At 71.5% G+C, this 16,987-nt stretch carries 14 protein-coding genes; 8 read left to right on the top strand and 6 right to left on the bottom strand.

Going from position 1 to position 16,987, the window contains the following annotated elements:
- Positions 1-44 precede the first annotated feature (44 nt).
- From ACIBI4_RS01800 to ACIBI4_RS01775, 6 genes are all read left to right on the top strand, one after another.
- Positions 45-2,714, top strand: a complete 2,670-nt coding sequence (locus tag ACIBI4_RS01800) for a nitrate- and nitrite sensing domain-containing protein (protein ID WP_399201535.1) — start codon at positions 45-47, stop codon at positions 2,712-2,714.
- Positions 2,711-3,148: a roadblock/LC7 domain-containing protein gene (locus ACIBI4_RS01795; RefSeq protein ID WP_399201534.1), complete on the top strand. Its 438-nt coding sequence runs from the start codon at positions 2,711-2,713 to the stop codon at positions 3,146-3,148. Before ACIBI4_RS01800 ends, ACIBI4_RS01795 begins: the two co-directional genes overlap by 4 nt.
- An 18-nt stretch (positions 3,149-3,166) precedes the next feature.
- Positions 3,167-3,583 (top strand): DUF742 domain-containing protein, encoded by a 417-nt coding sequence (locus ACIBI4_RS01790; RefSeq protein WP_399201533.1) that lies wholly within the window; start codon positions 3,167-3,169, stop codon positions 3,581-3,583.
- Complete coding sequence (locus ACIBI4_RS01785; protein WP_399201532.1) at positions 3,564-4,169, top strand: GTP-binding protein; 606 nt, start codon at positions 3,564-3,566, stop codon at positions 4,167-4,169. Before ACIBI4_RS01790 ends, ACIBI4_RS01785 begins: the two co-directional genes overlap by 20 nt.
- A 120-nt stretch (positions 4,170-4,289) precedes the next feature.
- Positions 4,290-4,682 (top strand): roadblock/LC7 domain-containing protein, encoded by a 393-nt coding sequence (locus ACIBI4_RS01780; protein ID WP_399201531.1) that lies wholly within the window; start codon positions 4,290-4,292, stop codon positions 4,680-4,682.
- 117 nt (positions 4,683-4,799) lie between these two features.
- Complete coding sequence (locus ACIBI4_RS01775) at positions 4,800-5,621, top strand: DUF6397 family protein (RefSeq protein WP_399201530.1); 822 nt, start codon at positions 4,800-4,802, stop codon at positions 5,619-5,621.
- Between the two features lie 31 nt (positions 5,622-5,652).
- On the opposite strand, the gene ACIBI4_RS01770 is transcribed toward ACIBI4_RS01775, so the two are convergent.
- The 3 genes from ACIBI4_RS01770 to ACIBI4_RS01760 are packed head-to-tail and all read right to left on the bottom strand — an operon-like array spanning position 5,653 to position 9,657.
- Entirely contained in the window at positions 5,653-6,165 is a 513-nt protein-coding gene (locus tag ACIBI4_RS01770) for a tetratricopeptide repeat protein (RefSeq protein WP_399201529.1), read from the bottom strand.
- On the bottom strand, positions 6,162-7,046 hold the full coding sequence (locus tag ACIBI4_RS01765; protein WP_399201528.1) for an acyl-CoA thioesterase: 885 nt from the start codon (positions 7,044-7,046) through the stop codon (positions 6,162-6,164). Before ACIBI4_RS01765 ends, ACIBI4_RS01770 begins: the two co-directional genes overlap by 4 nt.
- 37 nt (positions 7,047-7,083) lie before the next feature.
- Positions 7,084-9,657 carry a DEAD/DEAH box helicase gene (locus tag ACIBI4_RS01760; protein WP_399201527.1) on the bottom strand — a complete coding sequence of 858 codons (2,574 nt, stop codon included), beginning with the start codon at positions 9,655-9,657 and terminating at the stop codon, positions 7,084-7,086.
- Between the two features lie 106 nt (positions 9,658-9,763).
- On the opposite strand from ACIBI4_RS01760, the gene ACIBI4_RS01755 reads away from it, so the two are divergent.
- Positions 9,764-10,555, top strand: coding sequence for a metal-dependent hydrolase (locus tag ACIBI4_RS01755; protein WP_399201526.1), 792 nt, complete (start codon positions 9,764-9,766; stop codon positions 10,553-10,555).
- Between the two features lie 182 nt (positions 10,556-10,737).
- Here ACIBI4_RS01755 and ACIBI4_RS01750 read toward each other — a convergent pair whose 3' ends face one another.
- Both ACIBI4_RS01750 and ACIBI4_RS01745 read right to left on the bottom strand, forming a co-directional pair.
- Positions 10,738-12,519: an ABC transporter ATP-binding protein gene (locus tag ACIBI4_RS01750; RefSeq protein ID WP_399201525.1), complete on the bottom strand. Its 1,782-nt coding sequence runs from the start codon at positions 12,517-12,519 to the stop codon at positions 10,738-10,740.
- Positions 12,516-14,336 carry an ABC transporter transmembrane domain-containing protein gene (locus tag ACIBI4_RS01745; protein ID WP_399201524.1) on the bottom strand — a complete coding sequence of 607 codons (1,821 nt, stop codon included), beginning with the start codon at positions 14,334-14,336 and terminating at the stop codon, positions 12,516-12,518. Before ACIBI4_RS01745 ends, ACIBI4_RS01750 begins: the two co-directional genes overlap by 4 nt.
- Before the next feature lie 253 nt (positions 14,337-14,589).
- Between ACIBI4_RS01745 and ACIBI4_RS01740 the strand changes: the two genes are divergently transcribed.
- Entirely contained in the window at positions 14,590-15,327 is a 738-nt protein-coding gene (locus ACIBI4_RS01740) for a L,D-transpeptidase family protein (RefSeq protein ID WP_399201523.1), read from the top strand.
- Positions 15,328-15,387: 60 nt separating this feature from the next.
- Here the strand turns inward: ACIBI4_RS01740 and ACIBI4_RS01735 are convergent, their stop codons facing one another.
- Positions 15,388-16,824, bottom strand: a complete 1,437-nt coding sequence (locus ACIBI4_RS01735) for a Gfo/Idh/MocA family protein (protein ID WP_399201522.1) — start codon at positions 16,822-16,824, stop codon at positions 15,388-15,390.
- Positions 16,825-16,987 lie beyond the last annotated feature (163 nt).

Below are 16,987 nucleotides of genomic sequence, written 5' to 3'. Positions count from 1 at the left end.
CGGTCCGGCCGCACCGCCCCGTCCACGATCAGAGCGAGGAGGCCATGCGTACACCCCGCAACACCCCAGGCTCCACGGGCCGTTCCGGCCCCGACGCGGCGAGTGCGCCTCCCGTGCGCGGCCGTCGCGCCCACGCGGGACCGCCCGCCGACGAGCAGCCTGACGAAGGCCTCTCGGCACAGGCCGGCATACCCGCGCCGCCCCCGCGCGGCCCCGTCTGGCAGCTCCGCCCCCGCCGCGTCCGGGCGAAGATCGTCTGCCTGCTGATGGTCCCCGTCGTCTCGCTGATCGCCCTGTGGGCCTACGCGACCGTGACCACCGCCCAGGACGTCAGCCGGCTCAGCCAGTTGCAGCGCGTGGACGAGAAGGTCCGCACCCCGGTCGCCACGGCCGTCGCCGAGCTGCAGTCCGAACGCGCCGCCGCCGTCGCCTACGCCGCGCGGCCCGACGAGACGCGCGCCGACGAACTGCGCGACCAGGCCGAGGAGACCGACAAGGCCCTCGGCAAGCTCCGCCTCGGCGGGAACCACACGGTCGCCGACGGAGCGGACCTGCCCGCCGGCGTCGCCGCACGCCTCGGCACGTTCGTGAACGACGCCGACGACCTCGGCGGCCTGCGCACCACGGTGCTCGACCGGCGTACGGGGTGGGACGAGGCGTACGACAAGTACACCGAGACCATCGGCAAGGCCTTCGCCGTCGGCGGCGCCCTCACCGGTGTCCAGGACGCCGAACTCGGCTCCGACGCACGCGTGGTGCTCGAGTTCTCCCGCGCCGGCGAGATGCTCGCCCGCGAGCACGCACTCCTGACCACCGCACAGCTCACCAAGACCCTCGACGGCGCGCGGCTGCAGACCTTCATCGGCGCTGTCGAGACCCGCCGCACCCTCCTCGGCGCGGCCGTCGAGGACCTGCGCGGCGAGGAGCGCGCCGCCTGGGCCGACCTGGAGAAGGGCAGCGCCTACGCCGACGTCATCGCCGTCGAGGACAAGGTCCTCGCCGCACCCGCGGGGCGCAAGGCCGCGGGCGCCATCGACGCGGGCGTCTGGGACAAGGCGTACGCCGAGATCCAGGACGAACTGCGCGGCATCGAGACCGACGCGGGACAGCGCGCGGCCGACCGCGCCGACCCGTTCACACGCGGCATCCTCACGCCCGCGGGCGCCGCGGTGCTCCTCGGTCTGATCGCCGTCGCCGCCTCGCTCGTCATCTCCGTACGGATCGGCCGCGCCCTCGTCGTCGAGCTGGTCAGCCTGCGCAACACCGCCCTGGAGATCGCCCGCCGCAAGCTCCCCGCCGCCATGCGGCGCCTGCGGGCCGGCGAGGAGATCGACATCGCGGCGGAGGCGCCGCCGGGTCCGGCAGCGCAGGACGAGATCGGCCAGGTCGCCGAGTCCCTCACGACCGTGCACCGCGCCGCGCTCAGCGCCGCCGTCGAGCGCGCCGAACTCGCCAGCGGCATCTCGGGCGTCTTCGTGAACCTCGCGCGCCGCAGCCAGGTCCTCGTGCACCGCCAGCTCAACCTCCTCGACTCCATGGAACGCCGGGCCGATGACCCGAACGAGCTGAGCGACCTGTTCCGTCTCGACCATCTGACAACCCGGATGCGCCGCCACGCGGAGAGCCTGATCATCCTCTCCGGCGCCGCGCCGGGCCGCGCCTGGCGGATGCCCGTCTCGCTGACCAACGTCGTACGGGCCGCCGTGTCCGAGGTCGAGGACTACGCACGCGTGGAGGTGCGCCAGCTCCCGGAGACCGCCGTCGTCGGCGCCGCCGTGGCCGACCTCACCCACATGCTCGCCGAACTCGTCGAGAACGCCGCCCAGTTCAGCCCTCCGCACACCAAGGTGCGGGTCAGCGGCGAACCCGTCGGCAACGGCTACGCCCTCGAAGTCGAGGACCGCGGCCTCGGCATGGGCAAGGAACGGCTCGCGGAGGCCAACCGCCGCATCGAGCAGTCCGAGGCACTCGACCTGTTCGACAGCGACCGGCTCGGCCTGTTCGTGGTGAGCCGCCTCGCGGCACGGCACAGCATCAAGGTCCATCTGCGCACCTCCCCGTACGGCGGCACCACCGCGGTGATCCTGCTGCCGACAGCGCTCCTGCAGGGCGCCCTGCCCAAGGGCGGCGCACGGCCCGCGCCCGACGAGATCGAGCCCGCCGCCGAGCACTCCCGGGTGCCGGGCGCCGGTCCCGTACGCGAAGTCGGCGCCGCTCCCGTACGGGAAGTCGGTGCCGGTGCGGCCCGCGACAGCGCACCGCTGCCGGGCCCGCGCCCCGCGCTCGCGCCCATGCCGCCCGAGCCGGCCGGATCCGAAGCCCCCGCACCGCGTGGCGTGACCACCCTGCGGCTGCACACCCGCACCGGCGACGCACCCGCGGGAGCACCGCCGCGCGACGCGATTCCCGCGCCGCCGTCCACCAACGGCGACGCGGCGCCCACCGTCGATCTGCCCCGACGCGTACGCCAGGCGAGCCTCGCACCCCAGTTGCGCGAGGAACCGGCCGCCGACGCCACCGAAACGGCCAGCACACCCCAGGGCAGCGACGAACGGACCCCGGAACAAGTCAGGGAGCGGATGACCGCCTACCGCGACGGCTGGACCAGAGGAGGAGGCCGGCCCGCGGGCCGCAGGTCCAAGGACACACCCGACTTCACACCGGGCGGCGAGCGCCGAACGCCGGGCAGCAGCAACGAAGGAGACCCCGCATGATCCAGGACCCGAGCATCGGCACCCCGCAGCGCTCCGGCGAACTCGACTGGCTCCTGGACGACCTGGTGCTCCGCGTCACCGAGGTGCGCCACGCCGTGGTGCTCTCCAACGACGGCCTCGCGGTGGGCGCGTCGAGCGCGCTGCGACGCGAGGACGCCGAACACCTCGCGGCCGTCGCCTCCGGCTTCCACAGCCTCGCCAAGGGCGCGGGACGGCACTTCGGAGTCGGCGGCGTACGCCAGACCATGGTCGAGATGGACGACGGCTTCCTGTTCGTCGCCGCCGCGGGCGACGGCTCCTGCCTCGCCGTCATGTCCACTGCCGCCGCCGACATCGGGCTCATCGCGTACGAGATGGCCCGCTTGGTGAAACGTGTCGGCGAACACCTGTACACCCCGCCGCGGTTCGCCGTACAGCCGCCTGCCGCGGGCTGACCGGACGGGGGTCGTCACATGAGAAAACTACGGGGAGACAACGAACCCCCCGAGCCCGGCGCCCAGTGGTACGACGCCGAGGCGGGGCCGCTCGTCCGCCCCTACGCGATGACGGGCGGACGCACCGCCCCCGGGCCCAGCGGCGTCCGCTTCGACCTGATCGCGCTGGTCAGCCTGGACACCGCGGCACCCGCGAGCGGCGACGACACCTCGCTCGGACCGGAACACCGCGCCCTGATCGAACTGTGCCGCACCGAGACCCAGTCGGTCGCCGAACTGGCCGCCGATGCCGACCTCCCGGTCGGTGTGGTCCGCGTGCTCCTCGGCGACCTGCTCGAACTGGGCGTCGTCCGGGTGACGCGGCCGGTGCCGCCCGCACAGCTACCCGACGAAAAGATCCTGAGAGAAGTGATCGATGGCCTCCGAGCACTCTGAGAGCGACGGCGCCGAGACAGCGGCGCTGGCGCTGAAGATCCTGGTCGCGGGGGGATTCGGGGTGGGCAAGACCACCCTGGTCGGAGCGGTCAGCGAGATCCGGCCGCTGCGCACCGAGGAACGCCTCAGCGAAGCGGGCGAGTCCGTCGACGACCTCGGCGCCGTCGCCCAGAAGACGACCACCACGGTGGCCATGGACTTCGGCCGCATCACCATCCGCAGCGGACTGTCCCTGTACCTGTTCGGCACCCCGGGCCAGGACCGTTTCTGGTTCCTGTGGGACGAGCTCTCCCAAGGGGCGCTCGGCGCCGTCGTCCTCGCGGACACCCGGCGGCTCGAGGACTGCTTCCCCGCGGTGGACTACTTCGAGCACCGCCACATCCCGTTCGTCGTCGCCGTGAACTGCTTCGCGGGGGCACGGACCTACGGTGCCCAGGACGTCTCCCGCGCCCTCGACCTCGACCGGGGAACACCGGTCGTGCTCTGCGACGCGCGCGACCGCGACTCGGGAAAGGAGGTGCTGATACGCCTTGTCGAGTACGCCGGGCGAATGCACACCGCGCGGCTGCTCGACTCGGTGGGGTGAGAGCACCGGGGTCGGTTCAGCCGACGGTCTCCTTCTGTGCCATACGGCCATCATCGCTTGCCCCTGGGGCGACGTTGGGGAAGGCTTGGCGGCCAAGTGCAAGAGGGGGAGGGCCACACGATGGCAGAGAGCACGGGACTCGGCTGGCTGCTGGACGACCTGACCAAGCGCGTCGACCACGTACGGCACGCGCTTGTGCTGTCGAACGACGGCCTGGTCACGGGCACCAGCACGGGACTCGAACGGGAGGACGCGGAGCATCTCGCCGCGGTCTCCTCGGGGTTGCACAGCCTCGCGAAGGGCTCGGGCCGGCACTTCGGCTCGGGCAAGGTGCGCCAGACACTCATAGAGTTCGACGAAGCGGTGCTCTATGTCATGGCCGCGGGCGAGGGCAGCTGCCTGTGCGTCCTCAGCTCCGCCGAGGCGGACATCGGCCAGGTCGCGTACGAGATGACGCTGCTCGTGACCCGGGTCGGCGAGCACCTCGGGGTCGAGGCCCGCCAGTCGCGCTGACCGCCGATTACCCGCCCCCACCTGGGAGTTCGAGAGTTATCCACAGGCTCGAACGGGATGGGGCGGATCGGGCTACGGTCTTCACCGAGAGTCATCGCACTCACGGGGGAGACCACCATGACTGTCATCGACACAACGGCGCCGCGGCACACCGAGGACGCGTCCGCGCCGCCGCCGGACGCCCAGGATGTACGCCACTCGGCGCACTGGTCCGCCAAGGAACTGCTGCTCACGCGGACGGAGTTCGAGCTCGCGGTGCTGCGCGGACTGGTCGCGACCGTACCGGGGGAGCGCGGCGGACCCCGCTGCGTGACCCGCGGCGAGCTGGACCGGCTGCAGACGGCCGAAGGCTTCGCGCACACGCTGCGTGAGCGCGTACGGGTGCTCGGCACCGCCGAGGCCGCCGACCTCCTCGGCATCGCGAAGGACCGCTTCGGCAGGATCGCCCGAGCCGGTCTGATCGCCCCGGCGCGCTTCCAGCTCAACCGCTACCGGTCGGTGGTGTGGCACTACTTCGCAGACGAGGTACGGGAGTTCGGTGCCGCCCACCCGGAGCTGCTGGTCGGCCGCGCACCCGAGGCGATGAGCCGCAGACTGCGCGACGGCGAGGATCTGCGGGCGCCCGGCTGGCGCGACCGGATGCACCAGCACCTGCTCGGGCAGGCGGGCACGGCATGGGAACGGGCCGCCGTCACCGCGTCGTTCCTGGAACCGGAGGACGTCGCGGACGCCATCGCCGACCCGCACGAACGGGCGCTGCTCAACCGGCTGCGGCACGATCTGACCTACTCGGGACGCCCGGGCGCCGTGCCCACTCCCGGGGACCTCCTGATGGAACACATGATGTGCGCCCGCGTCCCGGAGGAGATCCACGGCTACCGCGTCCTGCTCGCGCTGACGGCGGCAGTGGCGCGGGACGAGCGGCCCGCGCGGGAGTGAGGCGGGCTGTCGGCGGGGTGAGCCGAGCGCGTCAGAAGGTCGCGTCGAGGTCCTTCGCGTACTCCTCGATGGCCGGGCGGTAGGCCGAGATCTGAGGGTCGTTCGAGGTGGTGGCGAGGAGCCCGAGCAGCAGCTCGATCCCTTCCTTGCCGCGGCCTACATGGTGCAGCGCCATGGCCAGGAAGGCCCGCAGCGCGGCATCCTCGGGGAACTCCGCACTGGCCGCTTCCAGAGTGGCCACCGCCTGCGGATAGCGCCCGAGCGCGCGGTACGTGGACCCGAGCCCGAGCAGCGCACCGGAGCGCTCCTCGGCGGACAGGCCGGGCCCGGAGACGGCGGTGACGTAGTACGGCACCGCCTCGGCCTCCAGTCCGAGCGTGTCGTGCACCCACGCGGTCTGGTACGCGACCTCGACGTCATCGGGCAGCCGGGCGGCGAGGGAGACAAGGATCTCCCGCGCCTCCTCGCGCCGTCCGCTCTCCCGCAACCGCACGGCGGTGGCGAGGAGTCCGTCGCGATCGGCCGCCGGAGTGTCGGCGGTCACGACTCGGCCTTCGGCGCCCACGGACGGAACAGGCCCTCCTGCACCACTGACACCAGCAGGCGTCCCTCGCGGTCGTAGATCCGTCCGCGAGCCAGTCCGCGGCCGCCCGTGGCGATGGGGGACTCCTGGTCGTACAGGAACCACTCGTCGGTACGGAAGGGCCGGTGGAACCACATCGCATGGTCGAGCGAGGCCATGTCGAACCCGCGCCGCCCCCACAGCGGCTCGATCGGAATACGCACCGCGTCAAGGAGGGTCATGTCACTCGCATACGTCAGCGCACAGGTGTGCACCAGCGGATCGTCGCCCAGCGGCCCGACCGCCCGCATCCACACCGCGCTGCGCGGCTCCGCGCCCTGGACCTCGTCGCTGCTCCAGCGCAGCCGCTCGACGTACCGGATGTCGAAGGGCTGGCGCCGTGCCATCCGCTCCAACTGCTCGGGCAGCGCGCCCAGATGCTCCCGGATCTCGTCGGCCACCGTCGGCAGCGACTCCGGGTCCGGGGCGTCCAGACGCGGCGGCAGCTGGTGCTCGAAGGCACCCTCCTCCGGCTGGTGGAAGGACGCCGTCAGATTGAAGATCGTCCGCCCCTGCTGGACGGCGGTGACCCGCCGTGTGGTGAAGGAGCGGCCGTCGCGCACCCGCTCCACCTGGTACACGATCGGCACCCCGGGCCGGCCGGGGCGCAGGAAGTACGCGTGCAGCGAGTGGACCGGCCGGTCGCCCTCGGTGGTACGGCCGGCGGCGACCAGGGCCTGCCCCGCCACCTGCCCGCCGAAGACACGCTGCAGCGACTCGTCGGGGCTGACGCCGCGGAAGATGTTGACCTCGATCTGCTCCAGGTCGAGCAGGTCGACGAGGCGTTCGGCGGGGTTGGTCATCGGTGGTCCGCTCCGGTGGTCACAAGGGGGAAGGGGGTCACAGCTGGCCGACGTCCGTGACGCGGACGACCGCGAGGCCCTCCGCGTCCGACGCCGTGAGGTCGACCTCGGCGCTGATACCCCAGTCATGGTCGCCGTTCGGGTCGGCGAAGGTCTGCCGGACGCGCCACAGCCCGTCCTCGGGACGCTCCTCGATCTGCAGCAGCTTCGGCCCGCGGGCGTCCGGCCCGGTGCCGAGGTCCTCGTACTCGTCCCAGTACTTGTCCATCGCCTCGCCCCACGCGTCGGCGTCCCAGCCCGCGTCGGCGTCCATCTCGCCGAGCTCGCGAACGTTGTCGAGCGCGGCGAGCTCGACCCGGCGGAACATCGCGTTGCGCACAAGGACACGGAAGGCCCGCGCGTTGGAGGTGACCGGCTTGACCTGATCGGCCTTCTCCTGGGCCTCCTCAGCCGTCATCTCCTCGGGGTTGGCGAGCTGCTCCCACTCGTCGAGGAGGCTGGAGTCGACCTGGCGCACCATCTCGCCGAGCCAGGCGATCAGGTCCTGGAGGTCCTCGGACTTCAGATCGTCCGGGATCGTGTGCTCAAGCGCCTTGTAGGCGCTCGCCAGGTAGCGCAGGACGATGCCCTCGGTGCGCGCGAGCTCGTACCAGGAGGTGAACTCGGTGAAGGTGAGCGCCCGTTCGTACATGTCGCGGATGACCGACTTCGGCGAGACCGGGTGGTCGGCGACCCACGGGTGCGACGTCTTGTAGAGGGTGTACGCGTGCCACAGCAGGTCCTCGAGCGGCTTCGGGTACGAGATGTCCTGGAGCCGCTCCATGCGCTCCTCGTACTCGACGCCGTCCGCCTTCATCTGCCCCACGGCCTCGCCGCGCGCCTTGTTCGTCATGGCGGCGAGGATCTGGCGCGGATCGTCCAAGGTGGACTCGACGACGGAGACCATGTCGAGAGCGTACGAGGGCGACTCCGGCTCCAGGAGGTCGAAGGCCGCGAGGGCGAACGTCGACAGCGGCTGGTTGAGCGCGAAGTCCTGCTGGAGGTCGACGGTGAGCCGGATCGAGCGGCCCTCGGCGTCGGGGGTGTCCAACTGCTCCACCACTCCGCCGTCGAGCAGCGACCGGTAGATGGCGATGGCCCGGCGGATGTGCCGCAGCTGCGCGCGGCGCGGCTCGTGGTTGTCCTCCAGGAGATGGCGCATCGCCTTGAAGGCATCGCCCGGCCGGGCGATCACCGAGAGCAGCATGATGTTGGTGACCCGGAAACGCGAGGTCAGCGGCTCGGGCTCGGAGCCGATCAGCTTCTCGAACGTCGTGTCCGACCAGGCGACGAAGCCCTCGGGCGCCTTCTTGCGCACCACCTTGCGGCGCTTCTTCGGGTCGTCGCCCGCCTTCGCGAGCGCCTTCTCGTTCTCGATGACGTGCTCGGGCGCCTGCGCGACCACCAGGCCCGCCGTGTCGAATCCCGCTCGCCCGGCGCGCCCCGCGATCTGGTGGAACTCACGGGCCCGCAGCGTCCGCACCCGGTTGCCGTCGTACTTCGTCAGAGCCGTGAACAGCACGGTGCGGATGGGCACGTTGACCCCGACGCCCAGCGTGTCCGTACCGCAGATGACCTTCAGGAGACCGGCCTGGGCGAGCTTCTCCACGAGCCGGCGGTACTTCGGCAGCATGCCGGCGTGGTGCACACCGATGCCGTGCCGCACGTAACGCGAGAGGTTGCGGCCGAACTTGGTGGTGAAGCGGAAGTTGCCGATCAGCTCGGCGATCTGGTCCTTCTCCTCGCGCGTGCACATGTTGATGCTCATCAGCGACTGCGCCCGCTCGACGGCCTGCGCCTGCGTGAAGTGCACGATGTAGACCGGCGCCTGCTTGGTCTCCAGGAGCTCGGTCAGCGTCTCGGTGATGGGCGTCAGCTTGTACTCGTACGAGAGCGGCACGGGCCGCGTCGCCGAGCGCACCACGGACGTGGGCCGGCCGGTGCGCCGGGTCAGGTCCTCCTCGAACATCGAGACGTCGCCGAGCGTCGCCGACATCAGGATGAACTGCGCCTGCGGCAGTTCCAGCAGCGGAATCTGCCAGGCCCAGCCGCGGTCGGCCTCGGCGTAGAAGTGGAACTCGTCCATCACGACCTGGCCGACATCCGCGTCCTTGCCGTCGCGCAGCGCGATGGAGGCGAGCACCTCGGCGGTGCAGCAGATGACGGGAGCGTCGGCGTTGACGGAGGCGTCGCCCGTCAGCATGCCCACGTTCTCGGTGCCGAAGATCTTGCACAGCTCGAAGAACTTCTCCGAGACGAGCGCCTTGATCGGGGCGGTGTAGAAGGTGACCTCGTCGCGGGCGAGCGCGGCGAAGTGCGCCGCGGCCGCGATCATGGACTTTCCGGAACCGGTCGGGGTCGAGACGATCACGTTCGCCCCGGACACGACCTCGATCAGCGCCTCCTCCTGATGCGGATAGAGGGTGATGCCGCGTTCCGTCGCCCAGCCTTCGAAGGCTTCGTAGAGGGCATCGGGGTCGGCTTCCGGCGGCAGCTGATCGATAAGGGTCACGCCCCCATCTTGCCTGCCCGGTCCTCCGTAAGGGGAATCGGCCGTCCGTACGAAGATCACGACCGCTACGCTGTGCAGCCGGCCGGGGCAACGGCGACCGCAACCGCGGGCCCGCCCCGGCAGTCAACTGGGCGACAGCACAATAGAGATGGGGCGGGTAGCGGCCATGATGGGTCCGGCACACTCACTGTCCGGCGCGGCGGCCTGGCTGGGGGTGGGTGCGGCAGCGGCGGCGCTGGACCATCCCATGCCGTGGCCGGTGCTCGTCGTCGGCGGACTGATCTGCGCGGGCGCGGCCCTCGCCCCCGACCTCGACCACAAGTCCGCGACCATCTCGCGCGCCTTCGGCCCGCTGTCGCGAGCACTGTGCGGCATTGTCGACACCCTCTCGTACGGCGTCTACAAGGCCACGAAGTCCACCCGCGACTCCCGCCGCACCGGCGGCCACCGCACACTGACGCACACCTGGCTCTGGGCCGTCATGATCGGCGTCGGCTTCTCGGCGCTCGCCGTCCTCGGCGGCCGCTGGGCCGTCCTCGCGATCCTCTTCATCCACCTGGTGCTCGCCGTCGAGGGCCTGCTGTGGCGTGCGGCCCGTGTGTCCAGCGACGTCCTGGTCTGGCTGCTCGGCGCGACCAGCGCCTGGATCCTCGCGGGCATCCTGGACCAGCCCGGCAACGGGTCGGGCTGGCTGTTCACGGGCGACGGCCAGGAGTACCTGTGGCTCGGCCTCCCGGTCCTCCTCGGCGCGGTCGTCCACGACATCGGCGACTCGTTGACGGTCTCCGGATGCCCGATGTTCTGGCCCCTCCCCATCGCGGGCAAGCGCTGGTACCCGGTGGGCCCCCCGAAGCCGATGCGCTTCCGCGCGGGCAGCTGGGTGGAGCTCAAGCTCCTGATGCCGGCGTTCATGCTGCTCGGAGGGGTGGGCGGGGCGGCGGCCCTGAACGTGTTCTGACCGGTCAGCGGCCGCCGGCGTGTTGGGCACTTCAGCCCCTGTGGCGTTTGAGCAGATCCGAACGAAGTTCGGATGCGGGGTCCGGGGCGGAGCCCCGGTTTCGGGAAGGGGCGGGGGAGAAGCCCGCCGCTGGCGCCCCCCACCCCACCCCAGCCGCACCCGACTACCGCACCCGCACCCCACTACCCATGCCAAGACCGCCAAAGCGCCGCATAAGCCCCACCCGCAGCCACCAACTCCTCATGGCTCCCGAGCTCACTGATCCGCCCACGCTCCACCACAGCGATCACATCCGCATCGTGCGCCGTGTGCAGCCGGTGCGCGATGGCCACGACGGTCCGCCCGTCGAGGACCTTCGCCAGGGACCGCTCCAGGTGCCGCGCGGCCCGAGGGTCGAGCAGTGACGTCGCCTCGTCGAGCACCAGCGTGTGCGGATCCGCGAGCACAAGCCGCGCGAGCGCGATCTGCTGCGCCTGCGCGGGCGTGAGCGCGAACCCGCCCGAGCCCACCTCCGTGTCGAGCCCGTCGCTCAGCGAACGGGCCCACCCGTCCGCGTCGACCGCCCCGAGGGAGGCCCACAGCTCGGCGTCCGAGGCCCCCGACCGGGCGAGGCGCAGGTTGTCGCGGAGCGAGCCGACGAACACGTGGTGCTCCTGGTTGACCAGGGCCACATGCTCGCGCACCCGCTCCGCCGTCATCCGCGACAGCTCCGCCGCGCCGAGCGTCACCTGCCCCGTGCGCGGGGCGTAGATCCCGGCGAGCAGCCGCCCGAGCGTGGATTTGCCCGCTCCCGAAGGACCGACCAGCGCCACGCGCGACCCGGGGCTCACCCCGAGCGACACCTCACGCAGCACGTCCACCCCGGCCCGGTACCCGAAGTGCACATCAGCGGCCTCGACGTGCCGGCCGTCAGGACGTACGGACTCGTCACCGGCGCCCGGTTCGATGTCCCGCACGCCGACGAGCCGGCCCAGCGACACCTGTGCGACCTGCAACTCGTCGTACCAGCGCAGGATCATCCCGACCGGCTCGACCATCATCTGCGCGATGAGCGCGCCGGTCGTCATCTGGCCGACGTCGATCCAGCCCTGCAGCACGAACACGCCGCCGACGAGCAGCGTCGAGGCAAGCACCGTCGTATGCGTGAGGTTGACGATCGGGAAGAGGACCGACCGCAGGAAGAGCGTGTACCGCTCCCAGCGCGTCCACTCCCACACCCGCCGGTCCGACAGCGCGATCCGCTCCGCGCCGAGCCGGTGTGCCTCGACGGTACGGCCCGCGTCCACGGTCTCCGCCAGGGAGGCGGCGACGGCCGCGTACCCCGCGGCCTCCGAGCGGTAGGCCGACGGCGCCCGCTTGAAGTACCAGCGGCAGCCCGCCACGAGCAGCGGCAGCGCGATCAGGACGGCCGGCGCGAGCGGCGGCGCGGTGACGGCTAGGCCGCCGAGCAGCAGCACCACCCACACCACCCCGATGGTCAGTTGCGGCACGGCTTCCCGCATCGCGTTCGCGAGCCGGTCGATGTCGGTGGTGATCCGCGACAGCAGGTCCCCGGTACCGGCGCGTTCGAGGACGCCGGGCGGCAGTCCCACGGACCGTACGAGGAAGTCCTCGCGCAGATCGGCCAGCATCCGCTCGCCGAGCATCGCCCCGCGCAGCCGCACGAGCCGTACGAAGAAGGCCTGGGCGATGAGCGCGATCACGAACAGGGCCATCGTGCGCTCCAGATGGAGCTCCTGCGCGCCGTCGGAGGCCCGCTCGATGAGCGAGCCGAGCAGGGTGGGCCCGACGAGCGAGGCGACCACGGCGACCGTGTTCACGGTGATGAGCACCGTGAAGGCCCGCCGGTGGCGGCGCAGCAGTTCGCGCACGTATGCGCGCACGGTCGCGGCCGAGCCCACCGGCAGGGTGGTGGCGCTGCGCGGTGCCGCCGGGTCATAGGCAGGCGGCGCTACGCCGATCATGCCGACTCCTCCGTTTCGTAAGCGTGTTGATAGCTGCCTTCAGCGAAGGCGCGCTCGTCGCCGTCGTCCCGCAGCGCCTGCTCCTCCTCGGTCTCGCGCGTGACGATCGCGCGGTAGCGGGGCTCGCTGTGCACCAGGTCGTGGTGGAGGCCGGCCGCCGCCACCTCGCCCTCGTGCACCAGGACGACCCGCTCGGCCCGGTCGAGCAGCAGCGGCGACGAGGTGAGCACCACGGTCGTGCGGCCCGCGCGGAGCGTGCGCAGTCCGTCGGCGATCCGGGCCTCCGTATGCGAGTCGACCGCCGAGGTCGGCTCGTCGAGGACGAGGACCTCCGGGTCGGTCACCAGCGAACGGGCCAGCGCGAGGCGTTGGCGCTGTCCGCCGGACAGGGAGCGGCCGCGCTCGGTGATCGGCGCCTGCATCGGGTCGTCGTCGAGGGCGGCCTGGGCGAGCGCGTCGAGCACATCGCCGCACTCGGCCGCGTCCAGTGCTTCCTCGGGTGTGACCTTCCCGGAGGCCGGTACGTCGAGCAGCTCGCTGAGCGTGCCGGAGAGCAGCACCGGATCCTTGTCCTGCACGAGGACCGCGGCGCGCGCCGTCTCCAGTGGCAGTTCGTCCAGCGGTGTCCCGCCGAGCCGCACCGAGGCCACGGGTTCGTCCAATGCCGGGTGCCCGCCGAGCCGTTCGGCGAGGCGTCCGGCCTCGTCCGGGTCGCCGCACACCACGGCCGTGAACCGCCCCGAGGGCGCGAGCAGCCCGGTCACCGGGTCGTACAGATCGCCCTGCGGCACCTCGTCCGGCACCGTGCCGCTGCCTTCCGTGGTCCGCTGGATGCCCAGGACGCGGGCGGCGCGGCGGGCCGAGGGGCGCGAGAAGGAGTACGCCATGGCGATCTCCTCGAAGTGCCGGAGCGGGTAGGTCAGGAGCATCACCGCGCTGTACACGGCGACGAGTTCGCCGACCTGGATCCGGCCGTCGCGGACCAGCCCGATCCCGTACCAGACGATGCCGACGAGCAGCAGCCCCGGCAGCAGGATCTGCACGGCGCTGATCCACGCCCACATCCGCGCGCTGCGCACCGCCGCGCGCCGCACCTCCTGCGAGGCCTCGCGGTACCGCGTGAGGAACAGCTCCTCGCCGCCGATGCCGCGCAGCACCCGCAGCCCGGCCACGGTGTCGGCGGCCAGTTCGGTGGCCTTGCCCGCCTTCTCGCGCTGTACGTCGGCCAGTTGGGTGGCCTTCGGCAGCAGCGGCAGCACGCCGAGCGCGAGCACGGGGACGCCGATCACGACGACCAGGGCCAGCGCGGGCTGGTACACGGCGAGCGCGACACAGACGAGGACGACGGTCATGGCGGCCGCCAGGAAGCGGGAGAGCGCCTCCACGAACCAGCCGATCTTCTCGACGTCGCCCGTGGACACCGCAACGACTTCGCCGGCCGCCACGCGCCGCGTCAGCGCCGAACCGAGCTCCGCGGTCTTGCGGGCGAGCAGTTGCTGGACGCGGGCCGCCGCGGTGATCCAGTTGGTCACGGCGGTGCGGTGCAGCATCGTGTCGCCGAGCGCGATGGTCACGCCGGTCAGGGCGAGGAAGATGCCCGCGAGGGCCAGCCGCCCGCCGGAGCGGTCGACGACCGCCTGCACGGCGTACCCGACCGCGAACGGCAGCGCCATCACGGACGAGAAGTGCAGCAGTCCCCAGGCGAACGACCGCAGCTGGCCGCCCAACTGGTTCCGCCCCAGCCACAGCAGGAATCGGGATCCGGTGCGTGCGTCGGGCACACCCGGATCGGTATACGGGAGGTCACTGATCTGCATGATGTCCAGAGCTCGACGGGCGGATGGAGAAAGGCCCGGGTGGGCCCGCGGGGCGGAAGTGGGAACGTGCAAGGTTCTCCGTCGGACCGGGGCCGGGGCAAACGGTTTTCCGGTCGAGACCGCACTTTCCGGACGCCGCCGCGATGCCCTCCGGGGCCCACCCGCCCACCTTCCGCGCCGGGCCCGCGCATCCCGTCCGCCTTCGCCGGGACCGATCCCCGGCCGCCACCACCTCCGTGCGAGCATGGAGCGCATGCGCATATCCGGCACGCTGCGTTCCGTGTTCGTCGTCACCGCTCTGGCGGTGACGCTCTCCTCCTGCGGCGGGGGAGCGGACCAGGGCGGCGGCGACCGGCACGACCGTCGGGCGAAGGCCCCGGAGAAGCCGAGTGCCTCACCGACCGAGAACCTCGAGCGCATCCCGGGCGTGGGCGACCGCCTGCAGAAGCAGATCCCGGGGGATTCCCGTCAGGTGGTCGCGGTGTACGGCAAGGGGGAGGACTCCGCGCAGTCCGAGGTCGCGCTGTTCTCCAAGCACGGGGCGACCTGGGACCGCGACCGCACCTGGAGCGCGCACAACGGCAAGAAGGGCTGGACCGCCGACCATCACGAGGGCGACAAGCGCAGCCCGGTCGGTGTCTTCACCCTCACCGACGCCGGCGGTGTCCTCGCCGACCCCGGTGCGAAGCTCCCGTACACCCGGTCCTCGGGCTTCGCGGCGCCGCGGTACTGGCCGAAGACCCACTGGAACGACTTCGACCTCGTCATCGCCATCGACTACAACCGTGTCAAGGGCACCTCGCCCAACGATCCGACGCGTCCCGAGGGCCAGTCGAAGGGCGGCTCGATCTGGCTGCACATGGACCACGGCAGCGGGACGTCGGGCTGTGTGAGTCTGTCGAAGCAAGGCATGGAGTATCTGCTGCGCACGCTGGATCCGGCGCGGCATCCGGTGATCGTGATGGGCGACCGGGACCGCCTGGAGTCCTGACCGGCCGCGGACGTGCAGATGCCGCCCTGCCGGAACAGGGCGGCACCGTGACGCCGTCGGCTACGCGGACGGCTTCTCCGAGTCGACGCCCGAGCGCTTCTTGCGCCACTCACCGCGCGTGAAGTCCGGGATCTCCTGTGGCTCGCCCTTGGCCTTGATCGACAGGTGGCTGAGCGGTACGGGCGCGGTCCAGGTCGCCGCGTCGTACACGTCGAAGTCCGGCACGATCCCCAGCTGCATGCACTGCATCAGCCGGAAGATCATGATGTAGTCCATGCCGCCGTGGCCGCCCGGCGGGTTGGAGTGCTCCTTCCACAGCCAGTGGTCCCAGTTCGCGTAGTCGCCGAAGTTGTGCCAGGCGTCGTCGCTGTGGTCGGGCTCCAGGTAGATCCGTGCCGGGTAGTCCTCGAAGACGCCCTTCGTGCCGCCGAGGCTGTTGATCCGGCTGTACGGGTGCGGTGTGGACACGTCGTGTTCGAGGCGGATGACGCGGCCCTTCTCGGTCTGCACCAGGCTGATGGTGCGGTCCGACTCGATGTACGTCTCCTTCCAGCTCGGGTCGCCGGCGGGCATGTGGGCCTTGCGGTACTCGGCGAGACCGAGCGCGGGGGTGCCGAAGCTGGAGATGTGGGTGACGCGGTCGCCGCGGTTGATGTCCATGTAGTTGGAGACCGGGCCGAAGCCGTGGTTCGGGTACAGGTCGCCGCGCAGCCGCGTGTGCCACAGGCGGCGCCACGGGCCCTCGTAGTAGTCCGGGTCGAACATCAGGCCGCGCAGGTCGTGGTTGTACGCGCCGGCGCCGTGCAGCAGGTCGCCGAAGAGGCCGGCGTGGGCCATGCGCAGGACACGCATCTCGTTCTTGCCGTAGCAGCAGTTCTCCAGCTGCATGCAGTGGCGGCGGGTGCGCTCGGAGAGGTTCACCAGCTCCCACAGCTGCCCGAGCTCCATCGCGATCGGGCACTCGACGCCCACGTGCTTGCCGTTGAGCATGGCGGTCTTCGCCATCTCGAAGTGCCAGTCCCAGGGCGTCGCCACGTACACGAAGTCCAGGTCCGCGCGCTTGCAGAGGTTCTCGAAATCGTTGTCACCCTTGGCGTACATGCCGGGCGCGGGCTGTCCCGCGTCCGTGACCTTCTTCGCGGCTCTCTCGATCTTCTCCTTGACCGGGTCGCAGATCGCGACGACCTGCACTCCGGGGATCGCCAGGAAGAGGTCGATCATGCTGCCGCCGCGGTTGCCCAGGCCGATGATGCCGACCCGCACGGTGCCGCGTCCTTCGAAGGGCACGTTGACCATGGTCCGCCCGGGCCGGCCCTGCGCCGCGGCGGTGGAGGCGGCCGAGGCGGCGGCCGGGGTGTCCGCGTGCGCGGCGGGGGCGCCCATCGCGCCAAGCCCGATGCCCGCCGCGCCGGCGAGGCCCGCGGCGCGCAGCGCGGAACGGCGGGACAGGCCGTCGGTGGACTCGTCGGGTGTGGGGGTGCGGTTCTCGTCGTGCATCGGACCTCCGTCGGTAAGGCGGGGATGGATGGAGCAACGGCGCCAGCCACCCTCGCCGCGGGGAACTCCGTGGCGCAAGAGGCGGAAGTGTTCGGAGAGTTGGACTTCTCGGATACCTACTTGGACAGATAAGGGCCACTGACGGACCCATACATGACGGAGT

This window comes from Streptomyces sp. NPDC050418 (assembly GCF_044458745.1).
Classification (GTDB): Bacteria; Actinomycetota; Actinomycetes; order Streptomycetales; family Streptomycetaceae; genus Streptomyces.
Note: the sequence above shows the minus strand (reverse complement) of the source record. Positions and strands in the feature narration are given on the sequence as shown.